Genomic DNA, 23,503 nt, shown 5'->3' on the forward strand with positions numbered 1-23,503 from the left:
GCACCTAATTGCAAACGCTGTGACATGATCGAGTTTGAAACTATCGCGGAAATGATTCCTCTTCCTGCGACACCGGAAGGTTGGTTCGACTACGGCTACACCGCGTTGGCGGACGGGAGATTGGCGCTCATCCGCACTCGGAAGGATGTCCATAGCGAGTTCAGGCGGTGGAGGGAGGCCGCGCAGGGTGGCTGGGGTTCACCAAAGCACCCGCAGGTCTGGGACGATCAGATGCGGCTCTCGATCTTTGACGGAACTACGGAGTCCGATGTGGCGATTCTGCCATCGGGTGCCTATCCCGTCGTAGATAGGATGTCCGACGGTAGATGGCTCATTGCTGGCTCTCGCGCCAAAGAAGGAGAGAAGAACGGCGTCATCTATTCTGCGGATGGGGAGAAGGAATGGGCGATGGTTCTCGGCGACGGGATCGAAACCCTGTTTTGCGCCCCTGACGCGACGATCTGGGTTGGTTACTTCGACGAGGGCGTCTTTGGCGGGCCGAAGAAGGACGGAAGCTGGCCCGTATCGTCAGGCGGGCTTGTTCAGTTCGATGCATCTGGCCGTGTTCTCTGGGCGTTCAACGAGAAGTATGGCGAGGAGCGTGGGATTGACGACATCTACGCAATGACACTCTGCGGCGATGAAGTCTGGGCGTGCTATTACTCGAATTTCCCTATCGTCAAAGTCAGCGGAGGCAAGGCGGCGTTCTGGTCGAACGGGGTTGCCGGGGCTAAGGCCGTCGCCGTGAAAAACGACCTCGTGATGCTGGGTGGCGGCTACAACGACCGCTTGGATCGGATCACGCTAGTCAAGCTCGAGGGCAATTCGAGCCGCGAACTGGGTAGCTTGCGACACAGCAAGATGACACGCGGCAAGGCTGGGCTGTTTCAGGGTAGAGGCAGCGTTATGCACCTGGTCAGCGATGGCGTCTGGTTCAAGGCGTCGGTGTACAAGGCGGCGGCGGCGATAACCCAGGGTAGCAGCTTTTGAATGTCGGAAGTGCTTGCGCAACTATCTTGAACCTGAAGGGATGAACGCCCGGAGCGCTGACGCCGTAGGGCTCCAAGCGACGGCCTCCCGCTACTCCGCCGCAAGCAAGCTCGTCGCGCCGCCGAGGTCCACCGACACCAGCCGGCTGACCCCGCGCTCGACCATCGTCACCCCGAACAGCCGGTGCATCCGCGCCATGGTCGCGGCATTGTGGGTGACGATCAGGTAGCGGGTCGCCGTTTCGCGGGTCATCGCTTCCAGCAGGTCGCAGAAGCGATCCACATTGGCGTCGTCGAGCGGCGCGTCGACTTCGTCGAGCACGCAGATCGGCGAGGGCTTGGTGAGGAACAGCGCGAAGATCAGCGCCACCGCGGTCAGCGCCTGCTCGCCGCCCGAGAGCAGGGTGAGCGACTGCAGCTTCTTGCCCGGTGGCTGGGCCAGGATCTCCAGCCCGGCCTCCAGCGGATCGTCCGAGTCGATCAGCGCTAGATGCGCCTGGCCGCCGTTGAACAAGGTGGTGAACAGCCGGCGGAAATGCTGGTCGACGGCCTCGAACGCGGCGAGCAGCCGCTGGCGCCCCTCGCGGTTGAGCGTGCCGATCGAGCCGCGCAGCCGGTTGACCGCCTGGAGCAGCTCGTCGCGTTCCTTGGCATTGGTGCCGAACGCGGCCTCGATCTCGGCAAGCTCGGTCTCGGCGACGAGGTTGACGGGCCCGAGCCGTTCGCGATCGGTGGTCAGCTTGTCGAGTGCTGCGGATTCGTCCTGCGGACTGCGCACGCTGTCGGCCTCGAAGTGCAGCCGCGCCGGCAGCAGCGGCGGCGGGCATTCGAACCGTTCGCCCGAGACCCGGCCCATCTCAACCCGGCGCACGTCCTGGTTCTCGGCGCGGGCGACGGCCCCGGCGCGGCGCTCGCGGGCTTCGGAGAGCGACTCGCTCGCCTTGCGCAGCGCCGCCTCGGTGGCGCGCAGCCGGGCGTCGGCCTCGCGCTCGGCGACCTGGGCGGCGGCGGATTCCTGCTGCATCCAGGCATCGGCGGCCTCGGCGTCGGCGAGCTGCGCGGCGATCTGGGCGGGGCGGGCGGCGATTGCATCGCGCTCCTGCGCCAGCGTTGCAGCGCGCTCGTCCATTTCGGCGGAGCGGCGGGTGGCATCGGCGGCGCGGGCGGACCAGCTCTTCGCCTCGGCCCCGGCGGTGGCGAGCCGCTCGCGGGCCTGGGCCAGGTCGCGGTCGAAGCTGGCGCGCTCGGCGCGGGCGCTGGCCACGGCAGCGCGAGCATGGTCTGCCTCGCGGGAGAGTGCGGCGACCTTGGCGCGAGTCTCCGTCCCGTCGGGCAGCGCGGCCTTGGCCGCCTCTGCGCGGGCAAACTCGGAGGCGGCTTCCTCCGCCTCGGCCGCGATGCGGGCGCGGCGGGTTTCGAGATCGGCGCGCTGCGCCTCCAGCCGTTCGAGCTGGTTGGCGGCGCGATCCTCGGCACGCGTCGCCTCGCGCGCGGCGAGGTCGGCTTGGTCTAGGCGCTTGCGGTTCTCCGCGGCGCTGCGGCGGGCCTCGGCGATGCTCGCCTCGATCCGGTTGAGTTCCGCCGCCGCTGCTTCCAGCGCCGCCTGCGCCGCGGGACGTGCCTGCTCCAGTGCGGTGAGGCGGTTGACCCGCTCCAGCCGCTCAGCCGCCGCCGCGCCGCCCGAGCGCGCGCGATAGCCGTCCCAGCGGCGCAGCACGCCCTGCAATGTCACCAGCCGCTGTCCGACCGCGAGGGGCTGGCCTTCATCCGCGTCGCACACCAGCACCTGCGCCAGTCGCCGGGCGAGTTCCGGTGGGGCGGTGACGTGCTCGGCAAGCGGCGAGGTGCCCGATGGCGGCGCGGGATCGGTCGGCAGTGCCTCCGCGCCTCCCCAATAGCGCTCGGCGCTCGCATCGAGCCCGGCCTCGAGATCGTCGCCCAGCGCCGCCGCCAGCGCGCGTTCATAGCCGGCGGCAACGGTAACCCGGTCGAGCAGCCGGTCCTTGCCCGAGGGCCTGGTTGCCTTGGCGAGCGCCGCCGCCTCGCTGTCGATCTGGGCGAGCTCTGCATGCGCGGCCGCCCGCGCCGCCTGGGCGCCGTTGCGCGCCTCGATCGCGGCGCGCTCCTCGGCATCGGCGCGGGTGAGCGCGTCGCGGGCGGAGTTGGCCTGGCGTTGCGCTTCGGCCCGGGCTTCGCTGGCGCGCTGGCGCTCGGCATGGAGCGGTGCGGCGTCGCCGAGGGCCCGCGCCTCGGCCTCGATCCGCGCCTGATCGCGCTGGCTGCGTTCCACCCGGCCGCGCGCGGCGGACAGCGCGGCATCGGCGACGCGCACTTCCGCGGCTTCGGCCGCCTGCTGGGCCAGTGCCTGCGAGAGCGCGACTTCGGCATCGCGGGCGGCGCGTTCGGTATCGGCGAGCGTCGCATCAAGCAGGGGCACGCGCGCCGCGGTCTCAGCAATCCGCGCTTCCAGCGTCGCCTGTTCGCCGGTCAGGCGTGCGATGGCCTCGGCGGCGTCGCGCGCCAGCGAGGCTTCGCGCGCACGATCTGTCTCCAGCCGCCGGCTCGCCTCGGCCAGTTCGGCGATCCGTCGCTCGACGCCGTGGCGGGCACTGCGCAGCGTCTGGAGCCGGTGCTGGGCATCGCTGGCGGCATCGCGCAGCCGCAGCGATTCGGCGCGAAGCGTGCCGACTGCCTCGGCCGCCGCCTTCTGCGCGGCCTCCGCCTCGGCCTGCGCGGCGGTACGCTCGACCACCAGCGACTCGGCCTCGGAAGCCTCCTTGCGCGCGATATCGGCCGCCGCGGCCGCGTCGCGCCAGCGGGCGAAGATCATCCGCGCCTCGGCGACACGGATGCGGTCGGAAAGCTCGCGATAGCGCTCGGCCTGGCGCGCCTGGCGCTTGAGCGCGGCGGCGCGCTGTTCCTGCTCGCCGATCAATTCGTCGAGGCGCGTGAGGTTGGTCTCGGTGGCGCGCAGCTTCTGCTCGGCATCGCGGCGGCGGACATGGAGGCCGGCGATCCCCGCCGCTTCCTCCAGCATCGCGCGGCGCTCGCCGGGCTTGGCGGCGATGATCGCGCCGATCCGCCCCTGGCTGACCAGCGCGGGCGAATGCGCGCCGGTCGCGGCATCGGCAAAGGCCAGCGCCACGTCCTTGGCGCGCACGTCACGGCCGTTGATGCGATAGGCGGATCCGGCGCCGCGCTCGATGCGGCGGATGATCTCCAGCTCGTCCTGCTGGTCGTCCAGGTCCGCGACCACCGCTACTTCGGCGAAGTCGCGCTGCGGCCGCGTCGCGGTTCCGGCGAAGATCACGTCTTCCATGCCGGCGCCGCGCATCGACTTGGCGCTGGTCTCGCCCATCACCCAGCGCAGCGCTTCGAGCAGGTTGGACTTGCCGCAGCCATTGGGGCCGACGATGCCCGTCAGCCCCGGTTCGATCCGCAGATCGGCCGGGTCGACGAAGCTCTTGAAGCCCGTCAGCCGCAGCCGCTTTATCTGCATGGCTGGTCGATCAGCGTGCGCCGGCCTTCTGGAGCAGCGGCTCCAGATCGGCCCAGGTGTTCACATCGGTCTTCTGGCCGTTGATGAAGAAGGTGGGCGTCGAGTTCACGCCGTACACATTGGCGCCGTCGGCATTGACCTTGGCGATCGTCTCGATCTGCTTCTGGTCGGCGAGGCAAGCCTTGGCCTGGGCCTCGGGCAGGCCGCGCTGCTTCATGAAGTCGACCATGCCCAGCGCCTGGGCAAAGCCGGCTGCGGCCTGGGGCGGCGGCATCTGCTGGATCTGGTCGAGCACCTGCGGGTTGGTCTGCTGGAGCGCCATGATCTTCTTCTCGAACTCTTCCTGGCCGGCATAGATCTGGTCCAGCGTCGGGAAGAAGGCATCCGAAGGCACGCACTGGTTGAGCAGCGCGAGCGCTAGGTCCGGTGCGCCGTGGATCAGGAAGTCGCGATATTCATAGCTGACCTTGCCGGTCGCGATGTACTTCTCGCGCAGCGGGCCGACGCCGGTGGTGCCGAACTGGGCGCAGAACGGGCACATGCGCGAGCCATATTCGACCAGCTTGATCGGCGCGTTGGGGTTGCCCTGGCGGAAGCCATTGTCCTTGGTCTTCTCGACGACGTCGGTCCACTGCTTGCCGGCGGGGGCCGCCGCGCCGGCGACCGGCGCTGAGGTCTGGACGGGCGCGCTGCTGTTGCCGCCGGTGCCGCCGGCCTTGTTGCCGCCGTTGCAGGCGGCGAGCGCCAGGATGGGAAGAAGCGCGAGGGCGAAACGCATGGAAGTCTCCGGGTTACGAAAGGGTCAGGCGCCGGCGGCGCGCAGTTCGGGCTCGAGATACGGCCAGGTAAAGGCGCGCACCCGCCGGCCATTGACGAAGAAGCTGGGCGTGCCGTCCACTTTGTAGAGGCTTGCGCCGTCCGCTTGGGTCTTGGCGATGCGCGCGATCCCCTTGGGATCGGCGAGGCACTGGCGTGCCTTGGCTTCGGGCAGCCCTTGCGTCTTGAGGAAGGCGATCATGCCCATGGCCTCGGCGAAGCGCGTCGCCATCTGCGGCGGGGGCAGCTTCTGCCAGGCCTCCAGCGTGGCGGGCGTCTTCTCCAGCGCGATCAGCTTTTCCTCGAACCTGGGCTGGTTGGCATAGATCGCGTCGAGCACGGGGAAGAAGCGCTGCGTGCCCACGCACTGGTTGAGCAGCGCCAGCGCCAGATCGGGCGCGCCATGGACGAGGAAGTCGCGATACTCATAGCTGACCTTGCCGGTCGCGATATACTGGTCGCGCAGCGGCTTCATGCCCTCGTTGGCGAAGCGGCCACAGGTCGGGCAGGTGCGCGAGCCATATTCGACCAGCTTGATCGGTGCGTTGGGATTGCCTTGGCGATAGCCGCCCTCGGGCGTGGCGACCACGTTGGTCAGCCAGTTGGGCTGCGGAGCAGGTGCGGCGCCGAGCGCGAAGAGCGGCACCAGCGCCAGCATCAGGGTAATGAGTCTTTGCATCATCTCAATCGATCCGGCCGAACACCGGCGTTTCGTCCTGCGCCGCGACTCCTGCTGCAAGCGATTCGAGCACCGCGCGCAGCTCCGGATCGGCGATGCCGCGCAGGCTGTCGCCCATCGCTTCCGACAGCGGCTTGAGGCTGGGCGGTGGCGCGGGCTTGGCCTTGGGCGCGCGCAGGTCGCCGTGGCGGATCGCCAGCTTGGCGACGGCGGGATAGCCGAAGAAGCGGTTCACCCGCTCGATGATCTCGGGCGCGATATGCTGCATCATCGGCGCGAAGGCGCCAGAGACGGTGAGCGCCAGCACGCCTTCCTCGCGCTTGCCGCGCGGGAAGCGAATCGATTCGGGGGCGGAAACGCGGGCATAGCGCTCGCCGACGATCTCGCTCCAGCGGCTGACCACGGCGGACTGGACGAAGCCGAACTTGCGGAAAGCCGCGCCGCCCACGTCCGGCAGCAGCTCGGATACCGCACGGACGCGGTTCGAGCGCTGCGGCTCGAGGCGCGGCTGGCGGGTGGTGGTACGCGGGGGCTTCGTCATTGCGGGTCCCCCATGCCATAGGCGGGGCGTGCCCGACAACGCTCCTGAATCGATCGCCCCCCCGCTCCTCGCCTGGTACGACGCCAATGCCCGCCGTCTGCCCTGGCGGGCGCCGCCCGGCGCTGACGCCGCGGACCCGTACCGGGTGTGGCTGTCCGAGGTGATGCTGCAGCAGACGCAGGTCGCCACGGTGATTCCGTACTTCGAGAAATTCACGTCGCGCTGGCCCAGTTTCGAGGCGATGGCGGCGGCCGAGGATGCCGAGGTGATGGCCGCCTGGGCTGGGCTCGGCTATTATGCGCGGGCCCGCAACATGCTCGCCTGCGCCCGCGAGGTCGCACGGCTGGGGGAACTGCCCGACACCGAGGCGGGGCTGCGAGCGCTGCCGGGCATCGGCGACTATACCGCCGCCGCGATCGCCGCGATCGCGTTCGAGCGGCGTGCGGTGGTGGTCGATGCCAATGTCGAGCGGGTGGTGACGCGGCTGTTCGCGCTCGCAGAGCCCCTGCCGGGATCGCGCCCGGCGATCCGACGCCTTACCGACACGATCACCCCCGATGCCCGCGCCGGCGATTTCGCCCAGGCGATGATGGATCTGGGCAGCGGCATCTGCACCGTCCGCGCGCCGAAATGCCTGCTCTGCCCGATCGCCTTCGGCTGCACGGCGCGGGCGCAGGGCGATCCCGAAGCCTATCCGGTCAAGGCCAAGAAGGCGCCCAAGCCGCAGCGGCACGGCACGATGTTCTGGCTGGAGCACGACGACGCGGTGCTGCTGGTCCGCCGCCCGGACAAGGGCCTGCTCGGCGGCATGCGCGCGCTGCCCACCGGCCCCTGGGGCGAGTCGCCGCCGGGCATTGCCGACGCGCCTGCCGCCACAAGCTGGCGGATGTTGAACGAAACCGTCCGTCACGGTTTCACCCATTTCGATCTCGAGGTGGCGCTTGCGACTGCAACAATCCCTCGCCATGCAAGCGCACCCCCCGGCGAATGGTGGCCGATCGCCGACATCGAGTCGGCGGGGCTTCCCACCGTCTTCGCCAAGGCGGCCAAAGCGATACGGAGACTGCGATGACGGCCAAGCGCATATTCGGACTTTTCGGGGCGGCACTGTTGCTCCAGGCGCCAGTGGTGCAGGCCCAGACGGCCTCCGTGCCGGCACCCAGCCAGGTCCAGAGCTTCGCGCGCCAGACCGTTGCCTCGGGCAAGGTGCCCGGCATCGTCGTCGCTTATGCCAAGGGCCAGGCGCCGACGACGATCGTGGCCGATGGCCGCATGTCCGAAGAGCCCACCGCGCCCAAGGTGAACGGCGACACGCTGTGGCGGGTCTATTCGATGACCAAGCCGATCACCGGCATCGCGGCGATGATCCTGATCGAGGAAGGCAAGCTCAAGCTCGACCAGCCGATCAGCGACTTCATCCCGGCGTTCAAGGACATGAAGGTGCTGGTCGATCCGAACAAGGACCTGACCAGCCGCCCCGCGACCAAGCCGATCACGGTGCGCAACCTGCTCACCCACACCGCGGGGCTGGGCTACAACATCATCACCAAGGGGCCGCTGCTCAACGAGTATAACCGCCTCGGCATCAACCCCGCCCAGGTGAGCGACTCGTTCGAGGCGACCGCGCGGCCGGTGCGCCCGGCGACGCTGGAAGAATTCGCCAACCGCACCGCGACGCTGCCGCTGATCGCCGAGCCCGGCGCCAAGTTCAGCTATTCGATCGGCCTCGACGTGCTCGGCCGCGTGATCGAGGTGGCGAGCGGGATTCCGTTCGACAGCTTCGTGAACACGCGCATCCTTGCGCCGCTCAAGATGACCTCCAGCTACTGGACGGTGCCCGCGGGCGAGGCGGGGCGTCTGGCGACCGAATATGCGATTGCGGGCGGCAACCGCCTGCCGATCGATCCGGGCGCGACCTCGGTCTATCTCAAGAAGCCGAGCTTCCCCTATGGCGGCGCGGGGCTGGCGATGTCGGCACGCGACTATGATCGCTTCCTCCACATGCTCCAGAATGGCGGCACGCTGGACGGCGTTCGCATCCTCAAGCCCGAGACGGTTGCGCTCGCCATGTCCGACCTGCTGCCGGCGGGCGTGGACAAGACCAATCTCGCGGTGATGGCGCGCGATACCGGCGTGCCGATGGGCTTCGGCGCGGGCGGATCGGTGTTCCTCGCCGACCAGCCGGGCGGGGCGGGCAAGGGCACCTTCGGCTGGTCGGGGGCTGCCGGCACCTTCGCCTGGGTGGATCCCAAGAACCAGGTCCGCGCGACGATGATGGTCAACATCCTGCTCGCCGAACTTGGCCTCAAGGTGCCGGTGCGCGCGGCCGTCTACGCCGATCTGAACAAGTGATCGTCCCCGGCTTTACCGGCGGCACGCTGGACCGCGACGACCGAGTCCGCCACGAGCCCGAATTGCTGGCGGCGGCGCTCGCCGATCCACGCGCGCGGCTGCTGGTAATGGACGGGCTGGTGCCGCAGCTGGACGGCGAGGGGCGGCTGGTCTGGACCGGCCTCGACGCCGCGACGGAGCCTTTGCTGTTCCTCGGCTTCATCGCGGGCGAACCGCGCTTCGTGCAGACGCTGGCGCCGGGCACGCCGCTGCCCCCGGGCCGCCCGCCCGAGCTGTCGGCGATCCTCGACGCCTTCCGGCCCGAGGATGCCGCCAACTATGCCGCGGCGCGCAGCCTAATCGACTGGCATGCGCGCAACGGCTTCTGTTCGCGCTGCGGCACGCCGAGCGACATCTTCCGCGCGGGCTGGGGGCGGCTCTGCCCGAATTGCGGGACCGAGCATTATCCGCGCGTCGATCCGGTGGTGATCATGCTCGCCGAGCATGGCGACCGGGTGCTGCTCGGCCGCCAGCCGAGCTGGCCGCCGGGGCGCTATTCGGCGCTCGCGGGCTTCCTCGAGGTAGGCGAGAGCGTCGAGGATGCCGTGCGGCGCGAGACGCTGGAAGAATCGGGCGTGCATGTCGGCAAGGTCCGCTACGTTGCCAGCCAGCCCTGGCCGTTCCCGTCGCAGCTGATGATCGCGTGCATCGGCGAGGCGCTCGACGAGGACATCGCGATCGACGCACACGAGCTGGAACATGCCGGCTGGTTCGATCGCGCGCAGATCCGGCAGGCGCTGGCACGGGATACGGACGCGCCGTTCCTCGCGCCGCCGGGCTATGCGATCGCCTACACGTTGCTCAAGGCCTGGGCGGAGGGGGAATAGGCGCGACCGTATCCTCCCCCGCCAGGGGGAGGTGGCGCCGAAGGCGACGGAGGGGGAGGATGCCAGAACCTCCCGGCCGTCGTGCTTCCTCCCCCTCCGAGCCGCTGCGCGGCCCACCTCCCCCTGGCGGGGGAGGATACGCTTTCTACCTTACGGCCGCGGCCGTGCCTGCGGGTATGTCCCCAGCAGCCGCACCCACTTGGAGTGGAACACCAGTTCCTCCAGCGCGCGGATCACGCCCGCGTCTTCGGGACTGCCGACGATATCGGCGTAGAATTCGGTCGCGGAGAAGCTGGCCTCGCGCTGATAGCTCTCCAGCTTGGTCATGTTGATGCCGTTGGTCGCGAAGCCGCCAAGCGCCTTGTAGAGCGCGGCGGGAATGTTCTTCACCTCGAAGATCAGCGAGGTCATGAACGGGCCTTCGCCGGTGACCCCCGGCGCGTCGCGCGACAGTACCACGAAGCGGGTCATGTTGTGCGCGGCGTCCGCGATGTCGCTGGCCAGCACGTTCAGCCCGTACAGCTCCGCCGCATGCGCAGGCGCAAGCGCCGCCACCTTGGGGTCGGCGAGTTCGGCGACCATCGCGGCAGCGCCCGCGGTGTCCGGATAGGCGACCTGCGCGATGCCGTGGGCCTTCAGCCAGTGGCGGCACTGGCCGAGCGCCTGGGGATGGCTCATCGCCTCGCGCACGCCCTCGATCGGACCCGTGCCCATCAGCGTGTGGCGGATGGCGAGGAAATGCTCGCCGATGATCGAGAGACCCGATTCCGGAAGCAGGAAATGGATGTCCGCCACGCGACCGTGGAGCGAATTCTCGATCGGGATCATCGCCCGGTCGGCGCGGCCTTCCTTCACCGCATCGATCGCATCGTCGAACGAGAAGCAGGGCAGCGGCAGCGCATCCGGGAAGGCCTCGCGCACCGCGACATGCGAATTGGCGCCCGGTGCACCTTGATAGGCGACCGCGCGCGCCGGCGCCGCTTCCGCCTCGGCAAGCATGCGGGCGACGATCGGGCGGGCGGGGGCGGCGAAATTCTCCATGGGGCGCGGCGCTAGCCTCCGTAGAACTCCGCCGCAAGTGTGCTTGCCTTCCGGCGCGGCAGGGCTCTAAAGATGAACCAAAGCACAGGTGGGAGCGGATGAATGCAAGATCGCTTCAATACGATCGCAGGTTGGGCGCTGGCGGGTGGTATCGCCGCCCTGGGACTTTCGATCGCGAGCGCGAAGTATTTCCACTCCGAGAAGCCTGAACGCCCCGGCTATGTCGTCGAGGCGGTAGAAGATGCGGCGGGTGGCGCCGCGGCGGCCGAGCCGCTGCCGGTGCGCCTCGCCAAGGGCGACGCCGCCAAGGGCGAGAGCGGCTTCAAGCAATGCGCCTCGTGCCACACCATCGCGCAGGGCGGCGCCAACGGCATCGGCCCCAACCTCTATGCCACGCTGGGCGAGGGCATCGCGCAGGGCAAGGGCGGCTTCGCCTTCTCGGACGCGCTGAAGGGCGTCGGCGGGAGCTGGGACCTCGACAAGATGGACGCCTGGCTCACCAACCCGCGCAAGTTCGCGCCCGGCACCAAGATGACCTTCGCCGGCATTTCGGACCCGCAGCTGCGCGCCGACGTGATCCTCTATCTCAACAAGCAGGGCTCGAACCTGCCGCTGCCGGCGGCGCCCGGCGCGGGCTCCGAGCCGGACAATGCCGGGGTGCAGAGCAACAGCGCCGCGGAAGGCGCCGACGTGTCGGTGAACGTCCAGCAGGCCACGCCGGGCGAAGGTACCCCCGCCAAGGACCCGCAGGCCGCGGTGCAGGCCGAGAAGAAGAAGTAGGCAGCGTCGCCCTTCTTAGTCCCCCTCCCGCTTGCGGGAGGGGCTAGGGGAGGGTGCGATGTGGAGGTTCTTTCTGCACCGGCATCGCCTGCTACCCTCACTCACCCTCCCCCATCCCCTCCCGCAAGCGGGAGTGGGGATTAGGCGGGATCAGGTTTGCAGGTCGTAGGCCTTCAGCAGATCATACAGCGTCGGCCGGCTGACCCCGAGCATCCGCGCGGCCGCTGAGACATTGCCGTCGCTCCGCGCCAGCGCATGCCGGATCGCCTGCCGGTCCGCCGCCTCTCGCACCGCGCGCAGGTTGATCGCGGCGGCGTCGCCGGGCGCGAGATCGAGGTCCTCGGCATGGACCGTCTTGCCCTCGGCCATGATCACCGCGCGCTTGATGCGGTTTTCCAGCTCGCGGACATTGCCGGGCCAGCCCCAGGCGTCGATGGCCGCCAAGGCATCGGGTGCGAAGCTCTTCTGCCCGGTCTTCATCTGCTCGGCGTAGCGCGCCAGGAAGTGCCGCGCGAGCAGCCCGGCGTCGCCCGGCCGCTCGGCCAGCGAGGGAATCCGCACCACGATCTCGGCGAGGCGGTAATAGAGATCCTCGCGGAACCGCCCCTCGGCCACCATCGCGTCGAGGTCGCGGTGGGTCGCGCAGACGATGCGGGTGTCCACCGGGATCGGTTTCCGCCCGCCGATCCGCTCGATCACCCGCTCCTGCAGGAAGCGCAGCAGCTTGACCTGGAGCGGCAGCGGGATGTCGCCGACTTCGTCGAGGAACAGCGTGCCGCCCTGCGCGAGCTCGATCTTGCCCTCGGTGGTCTTCACCGCGCCGGTGAAAGCGCCCTTCTCGTGGCCGAACAGCTCCGATTCAAGCAGCGTCTCCGGAATCGCCGCGCAGTTGATCGCGACGAAGCTGCCCCCCGACCGCGGGCTCGACTCGTGCAGGCCCCGCGCCAGCAACTCCTTGCCGGTGCCGCTGGCGCCCAGCAGCATCACTGAGACGTCGGCACCCGCCACCCGCTCGATCGTGCGGGTGACCTTGAGCATCTCCGGCGCGCCGGTGAGCATGCCGCCCAGCACCGCCCTGGCCTCGGCCTTCTCGGCGAGGCGGCGATTCTCCGCCTCCAGCGCATGGACGTGGAAGGCGCGGGCGACGATCAGCCCCAGCGCGTCGATGTCGATCGGCTTCTGGTAGAAGTCCCACGCGCCGAGCTCGATCGCGCGGCGCATCGATTCGCGCTCGAAATGGCCCGAGGCGACGATCACCTTGGTCGCGGGGGCGAGCTTGAGGATCGCCTCCAGCGTCGCGAAGCCCTCGCTGGTGCCATCGGGATCGGGCGGCAGGCCAAGGTCCAGCGTCACCACCGGCGGTTCCTCGGCGCGCAGCAGGGTGATCGCCTCGTCGCGGGTGGTGGCGGCGAGGACCGTATAGCCCTCATAGGCCCAGCGCAGCTGGCGCTGGAGCCCGGCATCGTCCTCGACGATGAGGAGTTTTGGCAGCAGCTTGGGCAGCGCGTCGCTCATGCCGCCGCCTCCACCGCAGGCGCGGCGCGGAGGACGACGCGGAAGCGCGTGCCCTGGCCTTCGCGCGAGCTGACTTCGATACGGCCGCCCATGCCCTGCGCCAGCTGCTGCGCCTCGAAGGTGCCGAGCCCGAAGCCGCCGGGCTTGGACGAGGTGAACGGCTTGAACAGGCGGTTGCGGACGAAGCCGGGCGACATGCCGCAGCCGCGATCGATCACGTCGATGATGGCGTTTTCCTCGTCGGTGGCGAGCGCGAGCGTCACCGGCGCATCGGCCGGGCTCGCCTCGATTGCGTTCTGGATCAGGTGGACGAGCAACTGCTCGAGCGCGGCCGGCTCGGCGAGCGCGATGGCGGGCTCGGCGCCCGACACGAGCCGCACCTGCCCCGGCTGGCGGGCGACGAGCCGCTCGAGCAGCGGCAGCAAGGGCGTGGGGCGCGGCGGCTCGCTGCGCCCGCGGTGATGCTGACCGAGCCGCGCGAGCAGCGCGTTGAGCCGGTCCGACGAGTCGCGCAGCGTCGCGATCATGTCGGCGCGGAATGCGGGATTGTCGGCATGGCGCTCGGCATTGCGCGCGGTGAGTGCGAGCTGGCTGACCAGGTTCTTGATGTCGTGGAGCAGGAAGGCGAAGCGGCGGTTGAACTCGTCGAAGCGCTGGGCCTCTGCCAACGCCTCCTGCGCGCGTGCCTCGGCGAGATAGCTCGCCACCTGGCGGCCGGCGGCCTTGAGCAGGTCGAAATCCTCCCAGTCGAGCCGCCGCGCCAGCGCCGGGCGGCCGAGCAGGATCGCGCCGACCAGCGCGCCGCGGTGAAGCAGCGGCACCACCACCCAGGCGGCGTCGGCCGCCCGCATCCAGCCGGGAGTCGCATCGGCATCGGCGGCATCGGCCTGGGCGAGGCGCACCGCATCGACCTCGATGATCCGGCCGGTCGTCTCCAGATGCGTCGCGAGCGCCTGGTCCGCGCTCAGCGGCAGCGTCGCCCGGTCCCAGTGCCAGCCCGCGCCGGCCACCAGCCCGCCCTCCTCGGCGACCAGCAGCAGGCCGGCGGGCGAGGCGGTGAGGTCGGCGAGCGCGCGGACGATGCGCTGGTCGAGCGGCGCGGCGCCCGGTGCGCCCAGCGTCTCGGTGAAGCGCAGCCACTCGGCGCGATAGTCATAGCGGTGGCGGAACAGGTGCTTGGCGAGCTTCACCTTCACCCAGCCGCGCAGGCCGGAATTGGAGACCAGCGCCAGGATCGCGGCGGTGGCGCCGAACACGAAGGCGGTCTGGAGCAGCCGGGCATGCGCCCCGCCCAGCGTCGCCAGGGCACTGGTCGCCAGCGCGAGCAGCACGAAATAGGCGCCGACCGCGACCAGCGTCAGCGACTGATAGGCGACGGTGCGCGACATCCGCACCCGCCAGTCGCCGCGCCGCTGCAGCCCCAGCCCCATCGCGGCGGCGACGCAGACCAAAGCCGCCCCGCGCGCGACGAGCAGCAGCCCGCTCATCGGCACGCCCAGATAGGCCAGCGTCAGCACCGCGAACTCGATCAGCCAGAAGCCGCCGAGCGCCGCCACCGTCCAGCGCAAGCCACCCCCGGCGGTATGGGCCAGCGCCGAATGCAGCGCCTGCACCATCACCAGCACCCCCACCGCGACGAGCAGGTTGAGCAGCAGCGCCACCGAGGTGGCCTCGCCGGCGATCGGCGTCGGGCTGGTCGCGACCATGTCGAGCGCCATTGCCGCGACGGTCACCAGCGCCACCACCCCATAGACGGTGCCCAGCGCGAGCGGCGGCCGCGGCTCGCCGGCGCGGCGGTGGAGCAGCAGCAGGAAGGCGAGCCAGGCGAGCGTGCGCAGTGTCTCGGCAAGGCGCGTGGCGATCTCTTCCGCGCCGATGCCGGCGGTGGCGAGCGCGGCGAGTGCGGTCAGCCCGAGCGCCGCGGCCAGCGCACGGCGCGGCAGCGGATCGCCGCCGGTGCGCAGCGCCGCGAAGGGCAGCAGCGCGAACAAGAGCGCCGCCAGGGCGTGCAGCCACAGGCTCAGCGCGGCGGTGAGCATCAGCGCGCCCCGCTGGGGAACAGGATGACGCGCGCGGTCTGGAGCAGGATCAGCAGGTCGAGAAAGGGCGAATAGTTCTTGGCGTAGAACAGGTCGTATTCGAGCTTCTGGCGCGAGTCGTCGATCGAGGCGCCATAGGGATAGTTGATCTGCGCCCAGCCGGTGATGCCCGGCTTCACCATGTGCCGCTCGGCATAATAGGGCAGCGCCTGTTCGAGATCTTCGACGAACTTGGGCCGTTCGGGGCGGGGCCCCACGAAGCTCATCTCGCCCTTGAGCACGCTCCAGCATTGCGGCAGCTCGTCGATGCGGATCTTGCGGATGATCCGGCCGATGCGGGTGATGCGCGGATCATTCTCCTCGGCCCAGACCGCCTCGCCCGGCGCCTCGGCATCCTGGCGCATCGAGCGCAGCTTGAGCACGTCGAACGCCTGGCCGTAGAGGCCGACGCGCTGCTGGCGGTAGAGCGCCGGGCCGCGGCTCTCCAGCTTGATCAGGATAGCGGTGACGATCACCAGCGGGAAGGCGACGAGCAGCAGGATCAGGCTGGCGAGGATGTCGAACAGCCGCTTGAACAGGCCCGACATCCGTCGGCCGGAGGAAAAGCCGTCGGAGAAGATCAGCCAGCTCGGGTTGACGCTGTCGAGATCGACGCGGCCGGTGACGCGCTCGAGGAAGGTCGAGAACTCGTTGACATGGACGCCGGTGGTCTTGATCCGCAGCAGGTCCTTCAGCGGCAGCGCGTTGCGGCGCTCCTCCAGCGCGAGCACCACTTCGCTGGCGTTGAGCAGCACGACATGGTCGGCGAGATTGTAAATCGCGTCGCGTGCGATCGCCTCGGGGATGACGCGGTTGGCGTCGCTCATCGCGACATAGCCGACGATCGCGAAGCTGGCGCCGGGGGCCTTGGACAGCTGCTTGAGCCGCGCCGCGCGCGGGCCGGCGCCGAGCACGACGATGCGGCGCTTGAACGCCGCGCCGCCCAGCGTCTTGCCGAGCAGCACCCGCATCAGCAGCAGCAGCACGAAAGCGGTGACCGCCGCGCAGAGCAGATTGGAGCGCCAGAAGCCGATCGGTGGCACGAGGAAATAGAGGAAGCCCAGGCCCAGCACGCCGAGCCCGATCGAGACGAGCAGCCGCACCAGCGCGTGGCGCAGCGACTGGAGCGCCTCCGCGCCGTATGCGCCGAGCGCAACTAGCGCGGTCTCCAGCACCAGCGCAAAGCTCGCCAGCTGCGGCACCCGCTCGCCGATCGGGCCGACATCGATGCCGGCCTGGTGCGCGCGCAACTGCCAGCCCAGCTCGCCCGCGGTGACCAGCAGGAGCACGTCCAGCAGGCCGAGCAGCAGCACGGTATTCGGGACATAATGCTTGAACAGGCGGATCATGGCGCCCACCGGTGTAGCGCCTAAGGGTAAACGAACGGCCAAGCCCGCGTCGGCGCATCAAATTTACGTCGTATCGCAACCGTTTCGGCGCATCCTTGTTTCAGACCGGGAGACCGCCCAGCTATTCTCCACAGCACCGAACCAGGGAGCCTTTTCCGCATGCCGGATTCGAAGCCGATCACGCCTGTCATTCTCTCGGGCGGCTCGGGCACGCGCCTTTGGCCGATGTCGCGGCCCGAACGCCCCAAGCAGCTCTTGTCGCTGACGGCCGAGGAGACGATGCTCCAGCTGACCGCGCGGCGTGCCTCGGGCCCGCGATTCACCGCGCCGATCGTCGTCGCCAACGCCTTCCACGCCGATCTCGTCGAGGAGCAGCTCGCGCTGGTCGATCTCGCCGTACGGGCGCTGATCCTCGAGCCGATCGGCCGCAATACCGCGCCGGCGATCGCGCTTGCCGCGATGGCGGCGGGCAGCGGCAGCGAGCCGATCCTGGTGATGCCGTCGGACCATGTGATTTCCGATGTCGACGCCTTCCATGCCGCGATCGATGCGGCGCTGCCTTTGGTCAACGAAGGCTGGCTGGTCACCTTCGGCATCACTCCCGACTCGCCCGAGACCGGCTATGGCTGGATCAAGATCGGCGAGGAGGAGCTCTCCCCCGGCGTGTTCCGCGTCGATCGCTTCGTCGAAAAACCGCCGCGCGACCGCGCCGAGGCGATGCTGGCCTCGGGGGACCATGCCTGGAACGGCGGCATCTTCCTGTTCCGTGCCGACATGTATCTGGGTGCGCTCAGCGTGTTCGCGCCCGAGATGCTGGTCGCCGCGCAGCAGGCGATGGACCAGGCCAGGCACGAGGGCGCACGGATCTTCCCCGATGCGCAGAGCTTCGCCGCCTGCCCGTCCGATTCGATCGACTATGCGGTGATGGAAAAGGCGCCGCGTGTCGCCGTCGTCCCGGTGACGATGGGCTGGAGCGACGTGGGCAGCTGGGATGCGCTGCACGCGATCAGCAACCCCGATGCCGGCGGCAATGTCGTGCGCGGCGACGTGGTGGCGATCGAGGCGACCAACTGCCTGGTGCAGAGTGAGCCCGGCAAGCGCGTAGCGCTCGTCGGCGTGCAGGATCTGATCGTGGTCGTCTCGGGCGCCGACGTGCTGGTGCTGCCGCGCGGCCGCAGCCAGGAAGTGAAGAAGCTGATCGACGCGATGAAGGACTGAAGCCGCACGGTTGCGGTCGACGTATGCGACGCTGATCGCAACGCAGCCGATCGCCAGGACCGGCGGCGTTGCGATGGGCCTAGAGGATCAGCCGCTGAAGCGGACGCGCACGGTTACGTCGCGGCGCCGGCGGACCATCATGCCGAGCGCGCCGAAGCCTGCCAGCAGCATCGCCCAGCTCGCGGGTTCGGGGACCGCCGTGATGGTGAGGGTGTAGTCCGGATCGGGCGTGTTCGGCGTGAGGCTGAACGTTCCCAGCTTGAAGGTCGGCGCGGATTCGGGGCCCGTGAACAGGCTGGTACCCGTCGAGACAAAGCCGGTGCCGATAACATTGTTGATCAGGCCGAAATTGAAGAAATAGCTTGGGCTGCCGAAGCCCAGATCGAACGTCGTGGAGACGTTGTTGATGGTGCCCGTGACGCCGGCTAGAACGAAGTAATTTCCCGGATCGACGACCGGAGGCGTCGGTGAGGCGTCGAGGACGAACTTGATCGTCTGGCTTCCGGTGATGACGAACCTGTACTGCGCCGCATTGGCCGGTGCGGCAGCCGCAACTGCAGCAGCACAGCAAGCGCTCAAGAAGAGCGTACGTTTCATGCAATCCTCCACATAAGTATCTGTTTTTCGTAACAGTGTACGCAATACAGGCGTGTGGCGCGCCATCTATAACAGATTTTCGTCGGAACTGGCAACAATTGCGCCGGTGGTAGCAACCGTTATGGTGCAATCGCGCAACGGACTTGGGGGCGGCGTCAGTTCTTGCCGCCGCGATAGGCCGGCAACCCCCATTTCCAGATCATCGCCGCGCCGCGCAGTGCGAACCCCGCCGCAGCGGAGGCAAGTCCCGCGGCATAGGGCGGCAGCCCCATCTGGCTGAGCAGCACATAGAGCGAGGCGGTGAGCGCGGCGGCGGTCACATAGAGTTCGGGCCGCATCAGGATCGAGGGCTCGCCCGCCAGCACGTCGCGGATGATGCCGCCGACGCAGGCCGTCACCACCCCCATCACCGCCGCGGGCACCGGCGGGATTCCATAGCCGAGCGACTTGGCTGCCCCGAACGCGGCATAGGCGGCGAGCCCCAGCGCATCGAGCCAGGCGAAGGTCCGGTCGCTCCACCAATGCTGCGGCGTGATCCACACGATCGCCGACATCCCCAGGCACAGCGACGCGACGGTCGCATCGTGCACCCAGAAGACCGGCGCGCCGATCAGCAGGTCGCGCACCGTGCCGCCGCCGACGCCGGTGATCAGCGCGAAGAAGGTGGCGGTGACGATGGTCTGCTGGTGCCGGGTCGCGGCGAGCGCGCCGGTGGCGGCGAATACCGCGATGCCGAACAGGTCGAGCCAGGGCAGGATGGGACCGATCTGGGCGGCGACCGAACTGTTCATCCCCTCGCTTTGCCGCGCGGCCTGCCCCCAAGTCAAACACGGCCCCTTGGCGAGGCCCCGTCGCTTGGGGCAGAGAGGGGTCATGCAACGTACCGAGTCCCCGCTGATCGCGCTCGCGATCCTCCTGGCGGCGCTCGCCGGCTTCGTCGATGCGCTCGCCTTCACCAGCCTGGGCGGTTTCTTCGCCTCGTTCATGAGCGGCAATTCGACGCGGCTCGGCGTCGGCCTCGGCAGCGGCTCCGGCTATGACGCCGCCATCGCCGCGTCGCTGGTGATGAGCTTCGTGGCCGGCGTGATCCTGTCGAGCGTGATCGGCCGCGCCCGCCCGCACCGCCACCAGCCGGTGGTGATGACGGCGGTGACCCTGCTGCTGACGCTCGCCGCGATCGTCGCCACGCTGATGCCGGGGCCGATCGTGCTGCTGCTGCTCGCCGCGGCGATGGGCACCGAGAACGGCGTGTTCCAGCGCGACGGCGAAGTGACGATCGGCCTCACCTACATGACCGGCTCGCTGGTCAAGCTGGGGCAGAAGCTGGCCGGCGCGCTGATGGGCGATGCCGATCGCTTCGGCTGGCTCCGCTATCTGGCGCTGTGGCTCGGCTTCGTCAGCGGGGTGGTGATCGGCGCCGAGAGCCAGTTCCGCTGGGGCTGGAACGCGCTTTGGCTGGCGCCGCTCTTCGCCGCGGTGCTGACGCTGCTGTCGGCGAGCATGACCCGGCCGCGTCGGCGGCCGGACCTCACGCTGGTGCGCTGAGCTTTAGCGAAACGCCCAGCGCAGCGTTTCCGCCACGCCGCGGGTGCCGAGCCGCAGGGCGGGTGCGGCGAGCGGTGGAGTCGAGAGATGGTGCATCTGCCGCGCCCAGCCGGGCAGCAGGTCGATCGCGGCGGCGAAGGTCATCGCCTGGAAGGGCTTGGTCGCGAGATTGGGCGCGGGCTGTTCGAGCAGCAGCCGCGCGACCTCGCGGGTGCGATCGTCATGGCGGAGCTCGCCCCGCATCGCCGCGATCAGCGCCATCGCCTCGGCGCGGCTGTGTGGCACCGGATCGGCACCCAGCGCCTCGGCCACCTGCGCGAACTCGGCGAAATAGCGGTCCTGGTCGGCGCGCGACATGCCGGGCTCGGCATAGCGGATCCAGCCGTCGAGGAAGCTCACCGCTTCGGTCACGTGCACCCAGGCGAGCAGGCGGGGATCATCGGCGCGATAGGGCGTGCCGTCGGGCAAGGTGCCGCGGACGTGCTGGTGGATCCCGCGCACCCGCGCGATCGCCGCCTCGGCTTCGCCGCGCGACGCATAGCTGGTCTGGGCGATGAACCGCGCCGTGCCGCGCAGCCGGCCGAGCATGTCGTGGCGGAACTTGGAATGGTCCCACACCCCCGCCAGCACCGCCGGATGCAGCATCTGGAGCAGCAGCGCGGCGACGCCGCCGACCATCATCGTGGTCACGTCGCCATGCACGCGCCACAGCACCGAATCGCGCGTGAACAGCGCGTCGTCGCTCCGCTGCACCGGCGCTTCGCCGCGCGCGGCATCGTTGAACACGGCACGCACCTGGCCGATCATCGCGCGCCGTACGCTGTGGGTTGCAAATGCAACGAAATCCATCTTGCTAAGCTAGGTACTCTGGTAGCGCGAACAAGTTGACCGGGTTCGCTTTGCAGTGCAGCAATCGCGCCCATGGCCACACTCGCGATCACCAACAACCCCGACATCCGCTTCCTGGGACGGCTGCTCGGCGACGTCATTCGTGCCTATGGCGGCGAGGAATTGTTCAAGCGGATCGAATATATCCGCGCGACGTCGGTGGATCGGCATCGCGGTGTGGCTGGGGCGGGGAAGATCGATTCCGGGCTGGACCGGCTGAGCCTGGACGAGACGCTCGATTTCGTCCGCGGATTCATGCTGTTCTCGATGCTCGCGAACCTGGCCGAAGACCGCCAGGGCGTCGCCACCGAAAAGGATGCCGATGTCGCCGCCGCGCTGGAGCGGCTGGCCAAGGCGGGAATCGGCCGCGAGCCGGTGATGGCGCTGCTGGAGCAAGCGCTAGTCAGCCCGGTGCTCACCGCGCATCCCACCGAGGTGCGCCGCAAGTCGATGATCGACCACAAGAATCGCATCGCCGAGCTGATGGCGCTGCGCGACCAGGGAGTCGAGGAGACGCCGGACGGCGACCAGGTGGAGGAGGCCATCCTCCGCCAGATCGCGCTGCTCTGGCAGACTCGGGTGCTGCGCCGCGAGAAGCTGGGCGTCCCCGACGAGGTCGAGACCGCGCTCTCCTATTTCCGCGACGTGTTCCTGCCGGTGCTTCCCGCGCTCTATGCCCGCTGGGACCGCGCGCTGGGCGACCGCGCGCCGAGCTTCCTGCGCCCCGGCAGCTGGATCGGCGGCGACCGCGACGGCAACCCCTTCGTCACCGCGGAATCGATGCGCTTCGCCCTCGCCCGCGCGGCGGAAACGGTGCTCGACCATTATCTGGAGGCGGTCCATGCGCTGGGTGCCGAGCTGTCGATCTCGACCGAACATGCGGAGGTGCCCGAGGCGGTGCTCCAGCTCGCCGAGGCCAGTGGCGACACCGGCAAGAGCCGCAGCGACGAGCCCTATCGCCGCGCGCTGACCGGCATCTATGCCCGCCTTTCCGCGACGCACGAGCAACTGGTCGGCAAGAAGCCGGGCCGGCCGTCCCCGATTGCGGGCGCGCCCTACGGCCATCCCGCCGAGTTCCGCGAGGATCTCGTCGCCATCGCACGCGGTCTCGCGGACGGCGGACCGCTGGCGACCGGCGGCGCGCTGGGTCGGCTGATCCGGGCGGTGGAGACTTTCGGCTTCCACCTCGCCACGCTCGACATGCGCCAGAACAGCGCGATCCACGAACGGGTCGTTGCAGAGCTGCTCAAGTCGGCCGGCGTGTGCGACGACTATGCCGCGCTCGACGAAGACGCCCGCATCGCGCTGCTCCGCCGCGAACTCGCCAATGCCCGGCCGCTGACCAGCCCCTATTCGGTCTATTCGGAGGAGACCGCCTCCGAGCTGGCGATCGTCCGCGAGGCGGCGGCGGCGCATGCCCGCTACGGCCGCAACTGCATCCGGCACTACATCGTCTCGATGGCGCAGTCGGTGTCCGATCTGCTCGAAGTCCATATCCTCCTCAAGGAAGCCGGGCTCTACGTGCCGGGCGAGACCCTGCAGGCACACATCATGGCGATCCCTTTGTTCGAGACGATCGCCGATCTCGAAGCCGCGCCGCCGATCATGGAAGCCTGGCTCGGCCTGCCCGAGGTCGCCGCCATCGCCGCCGCGCGCGGGCATCAGGAAGTGATGATCGGCTATTCCGACTCGAATAAGGACGGCGGCTATCTCACCTCGACCTGGCAGCTCAGCCGCGGCTCGACCGCGCTCAAGCCGGTGTTCGAGGAAGCCGGCATCGCCATGCAGCTGTTCCATGGCCGCGGCGGCGCGGTCGGGCGCGGCGGCGGATCGAGCTTCTCGGCGATCCTCGCCCAGCCGCCGGGGACGGTGCAGGGCCGCATCCGCATCACCGAGCAGGGCGAGGTGATCGCCGCCAAGTACGGCAGTCCCGAAAGCGCGATGACCAACCTGGAGGCGATGACCTCGGCCACGCTGCTCGCCAGCCTGGAGCCCGAGCGGCTGGCGCCCGCCGATGCGGAGCGTTTCGCGGCGGCGATGGACCAGCTGTCGGACAGCGCCTTCCGCGCCTATCGCGGGTTGGTTTACGAGACGCCGGGCTTCACCACCTTCTTCCGCCAGATGACGCCGATCGCCGAGATTGCGGGTCTCAAGATCGGCTCGCGCCCGGCCAGCCGCAAGAAGAGCGACGCGATCGAGGATCTGCGCGCGATTCCCTGGGTGTTCAGCTGGGCGCAGGCCCGCGTGATGCTGCCGGGCTGGTACGGCGTCGGCGCGGCGCTCGACGCGTTCGAGGACAAGGGGCTGCTGCGCGAGATGGCTACCGCCTGGCCGCTGTTCCGCGCGACGCTCGACAATATGGAGCAGGTGCTCGCCAAGTCCGACATGGGCATCGCCAGCCATTATGCCGCGCTGGTGGAGGATGCCGAACTGCGCGACACCATCTTCGGGCGGATCAAGGACGGCTGGCAGCAGACGCAGGACGGACTGCTCCAGGTGACGCGCCAGACGCGGCTGCTGGAGAAGCACCCGCTGCTCGATACCTCGATCCGGTTGCGGCTGCCCTATATCGAGCCGCTCAACCTGCTCCAGATCGAGCTGATGAAGCGGCATCGGGCGGGCGAAGAGGATCCGCGGATCGGCGAGGGCATCCTCCTGTCGATCAACGCGATCGCCACCGCGCTGCGCAACAGCGGGTAACCGCCCTAGGCGGGTCTAAACGCCCGATTAACCATGGGGGCCTAGCGCTG

At 69.2% G+C, this 23,503-nt stretch carries 19 protein-coding genes; 8 read left to right on the plus strand and 11 right to left on the minus strand.

The window, feature by feature from the left end:
- Positions 1-24 precede the first annotated feature (24 nt).
- A complete protein-coding gene (locus ABIC65_RS14240) occupies positions 25-990 on the plus strand; it encodes a hypothetical protein (RefSeq protein WP_354309614.1) in 966 nt (321 codons plus the stop codon).
- 90 nt (positions 991-1,080) lie between these two features.
- Here ABIC65_RS14240 and smc read toward each other — a convergent pair whose 3' ends face one another.
- Genes smc through ABIC65_RS14260 form a run of 4 tightly spaced genes read right to left on the minus strand, consistent with a single transcriptional unit; the run spans position 1,081 to position 6,524 of the window.
- Positions 1,081-4,488 (minus strand): chromosome segregation protein SMC, encoded by a 3,408-nt coding sequence (gene smc, locus ABIC65_RS14245; RefSeq protein ID WP_354309615.1) that lies wholly within the window; start codon positions 4,486-4,488, stop codon positions 1,081-1,083.
- 10 nt (positions 4,489-4,498) lie between these two features.
- Positions 4,499-5,266 carry a thioredoxin domain-containing protein gene (locus ABIC65_RS14250; protein ID WP_354309616.1) on the minus strand — a complete coding sequence of 256 codons (768 nt, stop codon included), beginning with the start codon at positions 5,264-5,266 and terminating at the stop codon, positions 4,499-4,501.
- Between the two features lie 24 nt (positions 5,267-5,290).
- Positions 5,291-5,986: a DsbA family protein gene (locus tag ABIC65_RS14255; RefSeq protein WP_354309617.1), complete on the minus strand. Its 696-nt coding sequence runs from the start codon at positions 5,984-5,986 to the stop codon at positions 5,291-5,293.
- A gap of 1 nt (position 5,987) precedes the next feature.
- Positions 5,988-6,524 (minus strand): DUF721 domain-containing protein, encoded by a 537-nt coding sequence (locus tag ABIC65_RS14260; RefSeq protein WP_354309618.1) that lies wholly within the window; start codon positions 6,522-6,524, stop codon positions 5,988-5,990.
- 28 nt (positions 6,525-6,552) lie between these two features.
- Between ABIC65_RS14260 and ABIC65_RS14265 the strand changes: the two genes are divergently transcribed.
- Genes ABIC65_RS14265 through nudC form a run of 3 tightly spaced genes read left to right on the plus strand, consistent with a single transcriptional unit; the run spans position 6,553 to position 9,742 of the window.
- Positions 6,553-7,596, plus strand: coding sequence for an A/G-specific adenine glycosylase (locus ABIC65_RS14265; protein WP_354309619.1), 1,044 nt, complete (start codon positions 6,553-6,555; stop codon positions 7,594-7,596).
- Positions 7,593-8,876: a serine hydrolase domain-containing protein gene (locus ABIC65_RS14270; protein WP_354309620.1), complete on the plus strand. Its 1,284-nt coding sequence runs from the start codon at positions 7,593-7,595 to the stop codon at positions 8,874-8,876. Before ABIC65_RS14265 ends, ABIC65_RS14270 begins: the two co-directional genes overlap by 4 nt.
- Entirely contained in the window at positions 8,873-9,742 is an 870-nt protein-coding gene (gene nudC / locus ABIC65_RS14275; protein ID WP_354309621.1) for an NAD(+) diphosphatase, read from the plus strand. The genes ABIC65_RS14270 and nudC overlap by 4 nt, the downstream gene beginning before the upstream one ends.
- A 150-nt stretch (positions 9,743-9,892) precedes the next feature.
- Here nudC and ABIC65_RS14280 read toward each other — a convergent pair whose 3' ends face one another.
- The gene (locus tag ABIC65_RS14280; protein WP_354309622.1) at positions 9,893-10,783 is read right to left on the minus strand and encodes a prephenate dehydratase; all 891 of its coding nucleotides are present in this window, start codon (positions 10,781-10,783) and stop codon (positions 9,893-9,895) included.
- A 102-nt stretch (positions 10,784-10,885) separates the two neighbouring features.
- On the opposite strand from ABIC65_RS14280, the gene ABIC65_RS14285 reads away from it, so the two are divergent.
- Entirely contained in the window at positions 10,886-11,563 is a 678-nt protein-coding gene (locus ABIC65_RS14285; RefSeq protein ID WP_354309623.1) for a c-type cytochrome, read from the plus strand.
- 150 nt (positions 11,564-11,713) lie between these two features.
- On the opposite strand, the gene prsR is transcribed toward ABIC65_RS14285, so the two are convergent.
- Genes prsR through ABIC65_RS14300 form a run of 3 tightly spaced genes read right to left on the minus strand, consistent with a single transcriptional unit; the run spans position 11,714 to position 16,505 of the window.
- Entirely contained in the window at positions 11,714-13,078 is a 1,365-nt protein-coding gene (prsR, locus tag ABIC65_RS14290; RefSeq protein WP_354309624.1) for a PEP-CTERM-box response regulator transcription factor, read from the minus strand.
- Positions 13,075-15,117 carry an XrtA/PEP-CTERM system histidine kinase PrsK gene (gene prsK / locus ABIC65_RS14295; RefSeq protein ID WP_354309625.1) on the minus strand — a complete coding sequence of 681 codons (2,043 nt, stop codon included), beginning with the start codon at positions 15,115-15,117 and terminating at the stop codon, positions 13,075-13,077. Before prsK ends, prsR begins: the two co-directional genes overlap by 4 nt.
- A complete protein-coding gene (locus ABIC65_RS14300; protein ID WP_354309626.1) occupies positions 15,117-16,505 on the minus strand; it encodes a TIGR03013 family XrtA/PEP-CTERM system glycosyltransferase in 1,389 nt (462 codons plus the stop codon). Before ABIC65_RS14300 ends, prsK begins: the two co-directional genes overlap by 1 nt.
- A gap of 159 nt (positions 16,506-16,664) precedes the next feature.
- On the opposite strand from ABIC65_RS14300, the gene ABIC65_RS14305 reads away from it, so the two are divergent.
- Complete coding sequence (locus ABIC65_RS14305; protein ID WP_354309627.1) at positions 16,665-17,723, plus strand: mannose-1-phosphate guanylyltransferase/mannose-6-phosphate isomerase; 1,059 nt, start codon at positions 16,665-16,667, stop codon at positions 17,721-17,723.
- Between the two features lie 87 nt (positions 17,724-17,810).
- On the opposite strand, the gene ABIC65_RS14310 is transcribed toward ABIC65_RS14305, so the two are convergent.
- Positions 17,811-18,320, minus strand: coding sequence for a PEPxxWA-CTERM sorting domain-containing protein (locus ABIC65_RS14310; RefSeq protein ID WP_354309628.1), 510 nt, complete (start codon positions 18,318-18,320; stop codon positions 17,811-17,813).
- A 155-nt stretch (positions 18,321-18,475) separates the two neighbouring features.
- Complete coding sequence (locus ABIC65_RS14315) at positions 18,476-19,111, minus strand: trimeric intracellular cation channel family protein (RefSeq protein WP_354309629.1); 636 nt, start codon at positions 19,109-19,111, stop codon at positions 18,476-18,478.
- 82 nt (positions 19,112-19,193) lie between these two features.
- Here ABIC65_RS14315 and ABIC65_RS14320 point away from each other — a divergent pair, with 82 nt between their 5' ends.
- On the plus strand, positions 19,194-19,865 hold the full coding sequence (locus ABIC65_RS14320) for a YoaK family protein (protein ID WP_354309630.1): 672 nt from the start codon (positions 19,194-19,196) through the stop codon (positions 19,863-19,865).
- A gap of 3 nt (positions 19,866-19,868) precedes the next feature.
- Here ABIC65_RS14320 and ABIC65_RS14325 read toward each other — a convergent pair whose 3' ends face one another.
- Complete coding sequence (locus tag ABIC65_RS14325) at positions 19,869-20,714, minus strand: oxygenase MpaB family protein (protein WP_354309631.1); 846 nt, start codon at positions 20,712-20,714, stop codon at positions 19,869-19,871.
- Between the two features lie 72 nt (positions 20,715-20,786).
- Here ABIC65_RS14325 and ppc point away from each other — a divergent pair, with 72 nt between their 5' ends.
- On the plus strand, positions 20,787-23,453 hold the full coding sequence (gene ppc / locus ABIC65_RS14330) for a phosphoenolpyruvate carboxylase (protein WP_354309632.1): 2,667 nt from the start codon (positions 20,787-20,789) through the stop codon (positions 23,451-23,453).
- The last annotated feature ends 50 nt before the right edge of the window (positions 23,454-23,503 follow it).

Origin of the sequence: Sphingomonas trueperi (genome assembly GCF_040545665.1) — a bacterium.
In the GTDB taxonomy this organism is placed as follows: domain Bacteria; phylum Pseudomonadota; class Alphaproteobacteria; order Sphingomonadales; family Sphingomonadaceae; genus Sphingomonas; species Sphingomonas trueperi_B.

Bases quoted from the DNA above. Each gene is read 5' to 3' on its own strand.
- ABIC65_RS14240 (WP_354309614.1), top strand. From the start codon at position 25: ATGATCGAGTTTGAAACTATCGCGGAAATGATTCCTCTTCCTGCGACA.
- smc (WP_354309615.1), bottom strand. From the start codon at position 4,488: ATGCAGATAAAGCGGCTGCGGCTGACGGGCTTCAAGAGCTTCGTCGAC.
- ABIC65_RS14250 (WP_354309616.1), bottom strand. From the start codon at position 5,266: ATGCGTTTCGCCCTCGCGCTTCTTCCCATCCTGGCGCTCGCCGCCTGC.
- ABIC65_RS14255 (WP_354309617.1), bottom strand. From the start codon at position 5,986: ATGATGCAAAGACTCATTACCCTGATGCTGGCGCTGGTGCCGCTCTTC.
- ABIC65_RS14260 (WP_354309618.1), bottom strand. From the start codon at position 6,524: ATGACGAAGCCCCCGCGTACCACCACCCGCCAGCCGCGCCTCGAGCCG.
- ABIC65_RS14270 (WP_354309620.1), top strand. From the start codon at position 7,593: ATGACGGCCAAGCGCATATTCGGACTTTTCGGGGCGGCACTGTTGCTC.
- ABIC65_RS14280 (WP_354309622.1), bottom strand. From the start codon at position 10,783: ATGGAGAATTTCGCCGCCCCCGCCCGCCCGATCGTCGCCCGCATGCTT.
- ABIC65_RS14285 (WP_354309623.1), top strand. From the start codon at position 10,886: ATGCAAGATCGCTTCAATACGATCGCAGGTTGGGCGCTGGCGGGTGGT.
- prsR (WP_354309624.1), bottom strand. From the start codon at position 13,078: ATGAGCGACGCGCTGCCCAAGCTGCTGCCAAAACTCCTCATCGTCGAG.
- prsK (WP_354309625.1), bottom strand. From the start codon at position 15,117: ATGCTCACCGCCGCGCTGAGCCTGTGGCTGCACGCCCTGGCGGCGCTC.
- ABIC65_RS14300 (WP_354309626.1), bottom strand. From the start codon at position 16,505: ATGATCCGCCTGTTCAAGCATTATGTCCCGAATACCGTGCTGCTGCTC.
- ABIC65_RS14305 (WP_354309627.1), top strand. From the start codon at position 16,665: ATGCCGGATTCGAAGCCGATCACGCCTGTCATTCTCTCGGGCGGCTCG.
- ABIC65_RS14310 (WP_354309628.1), bottom strand. From the start codon at position 18,320: ATGAAACGTACGCTCTTCTTGAGCGCTTGCTGTGCTGCTGCAGTTGCG.
- ABIC65_RS14315 (WP_354309629.1), bottom strand. From the start codon at position 19,111: ATGAACAGTTCGGTCGCCGCCCAGATCGGTCCCATCCTGCCCTGGCTC.
- ABIC65_RS14320 (WP_354309630.1), top strand. From the start codon at position 19,194: ATGCAACGTACCGAGTCCCCGCTGATCGCGCTCGCGATCCTCCTGGCG.
- ABIC65_RS14325 (WP_354309631.1), bottom strand. From the start codon at position 20,714: ATGGATTTCGTTGCATTTGCAACCCACAGCGTACGGCGCGCGATGATC.
- ppc (WP_354309632.1), top strand. From the start codon at position 20,787: ATGGCCACACTCGCGATCACCAACAACCCCGACATCCGCTTCCTGGGA.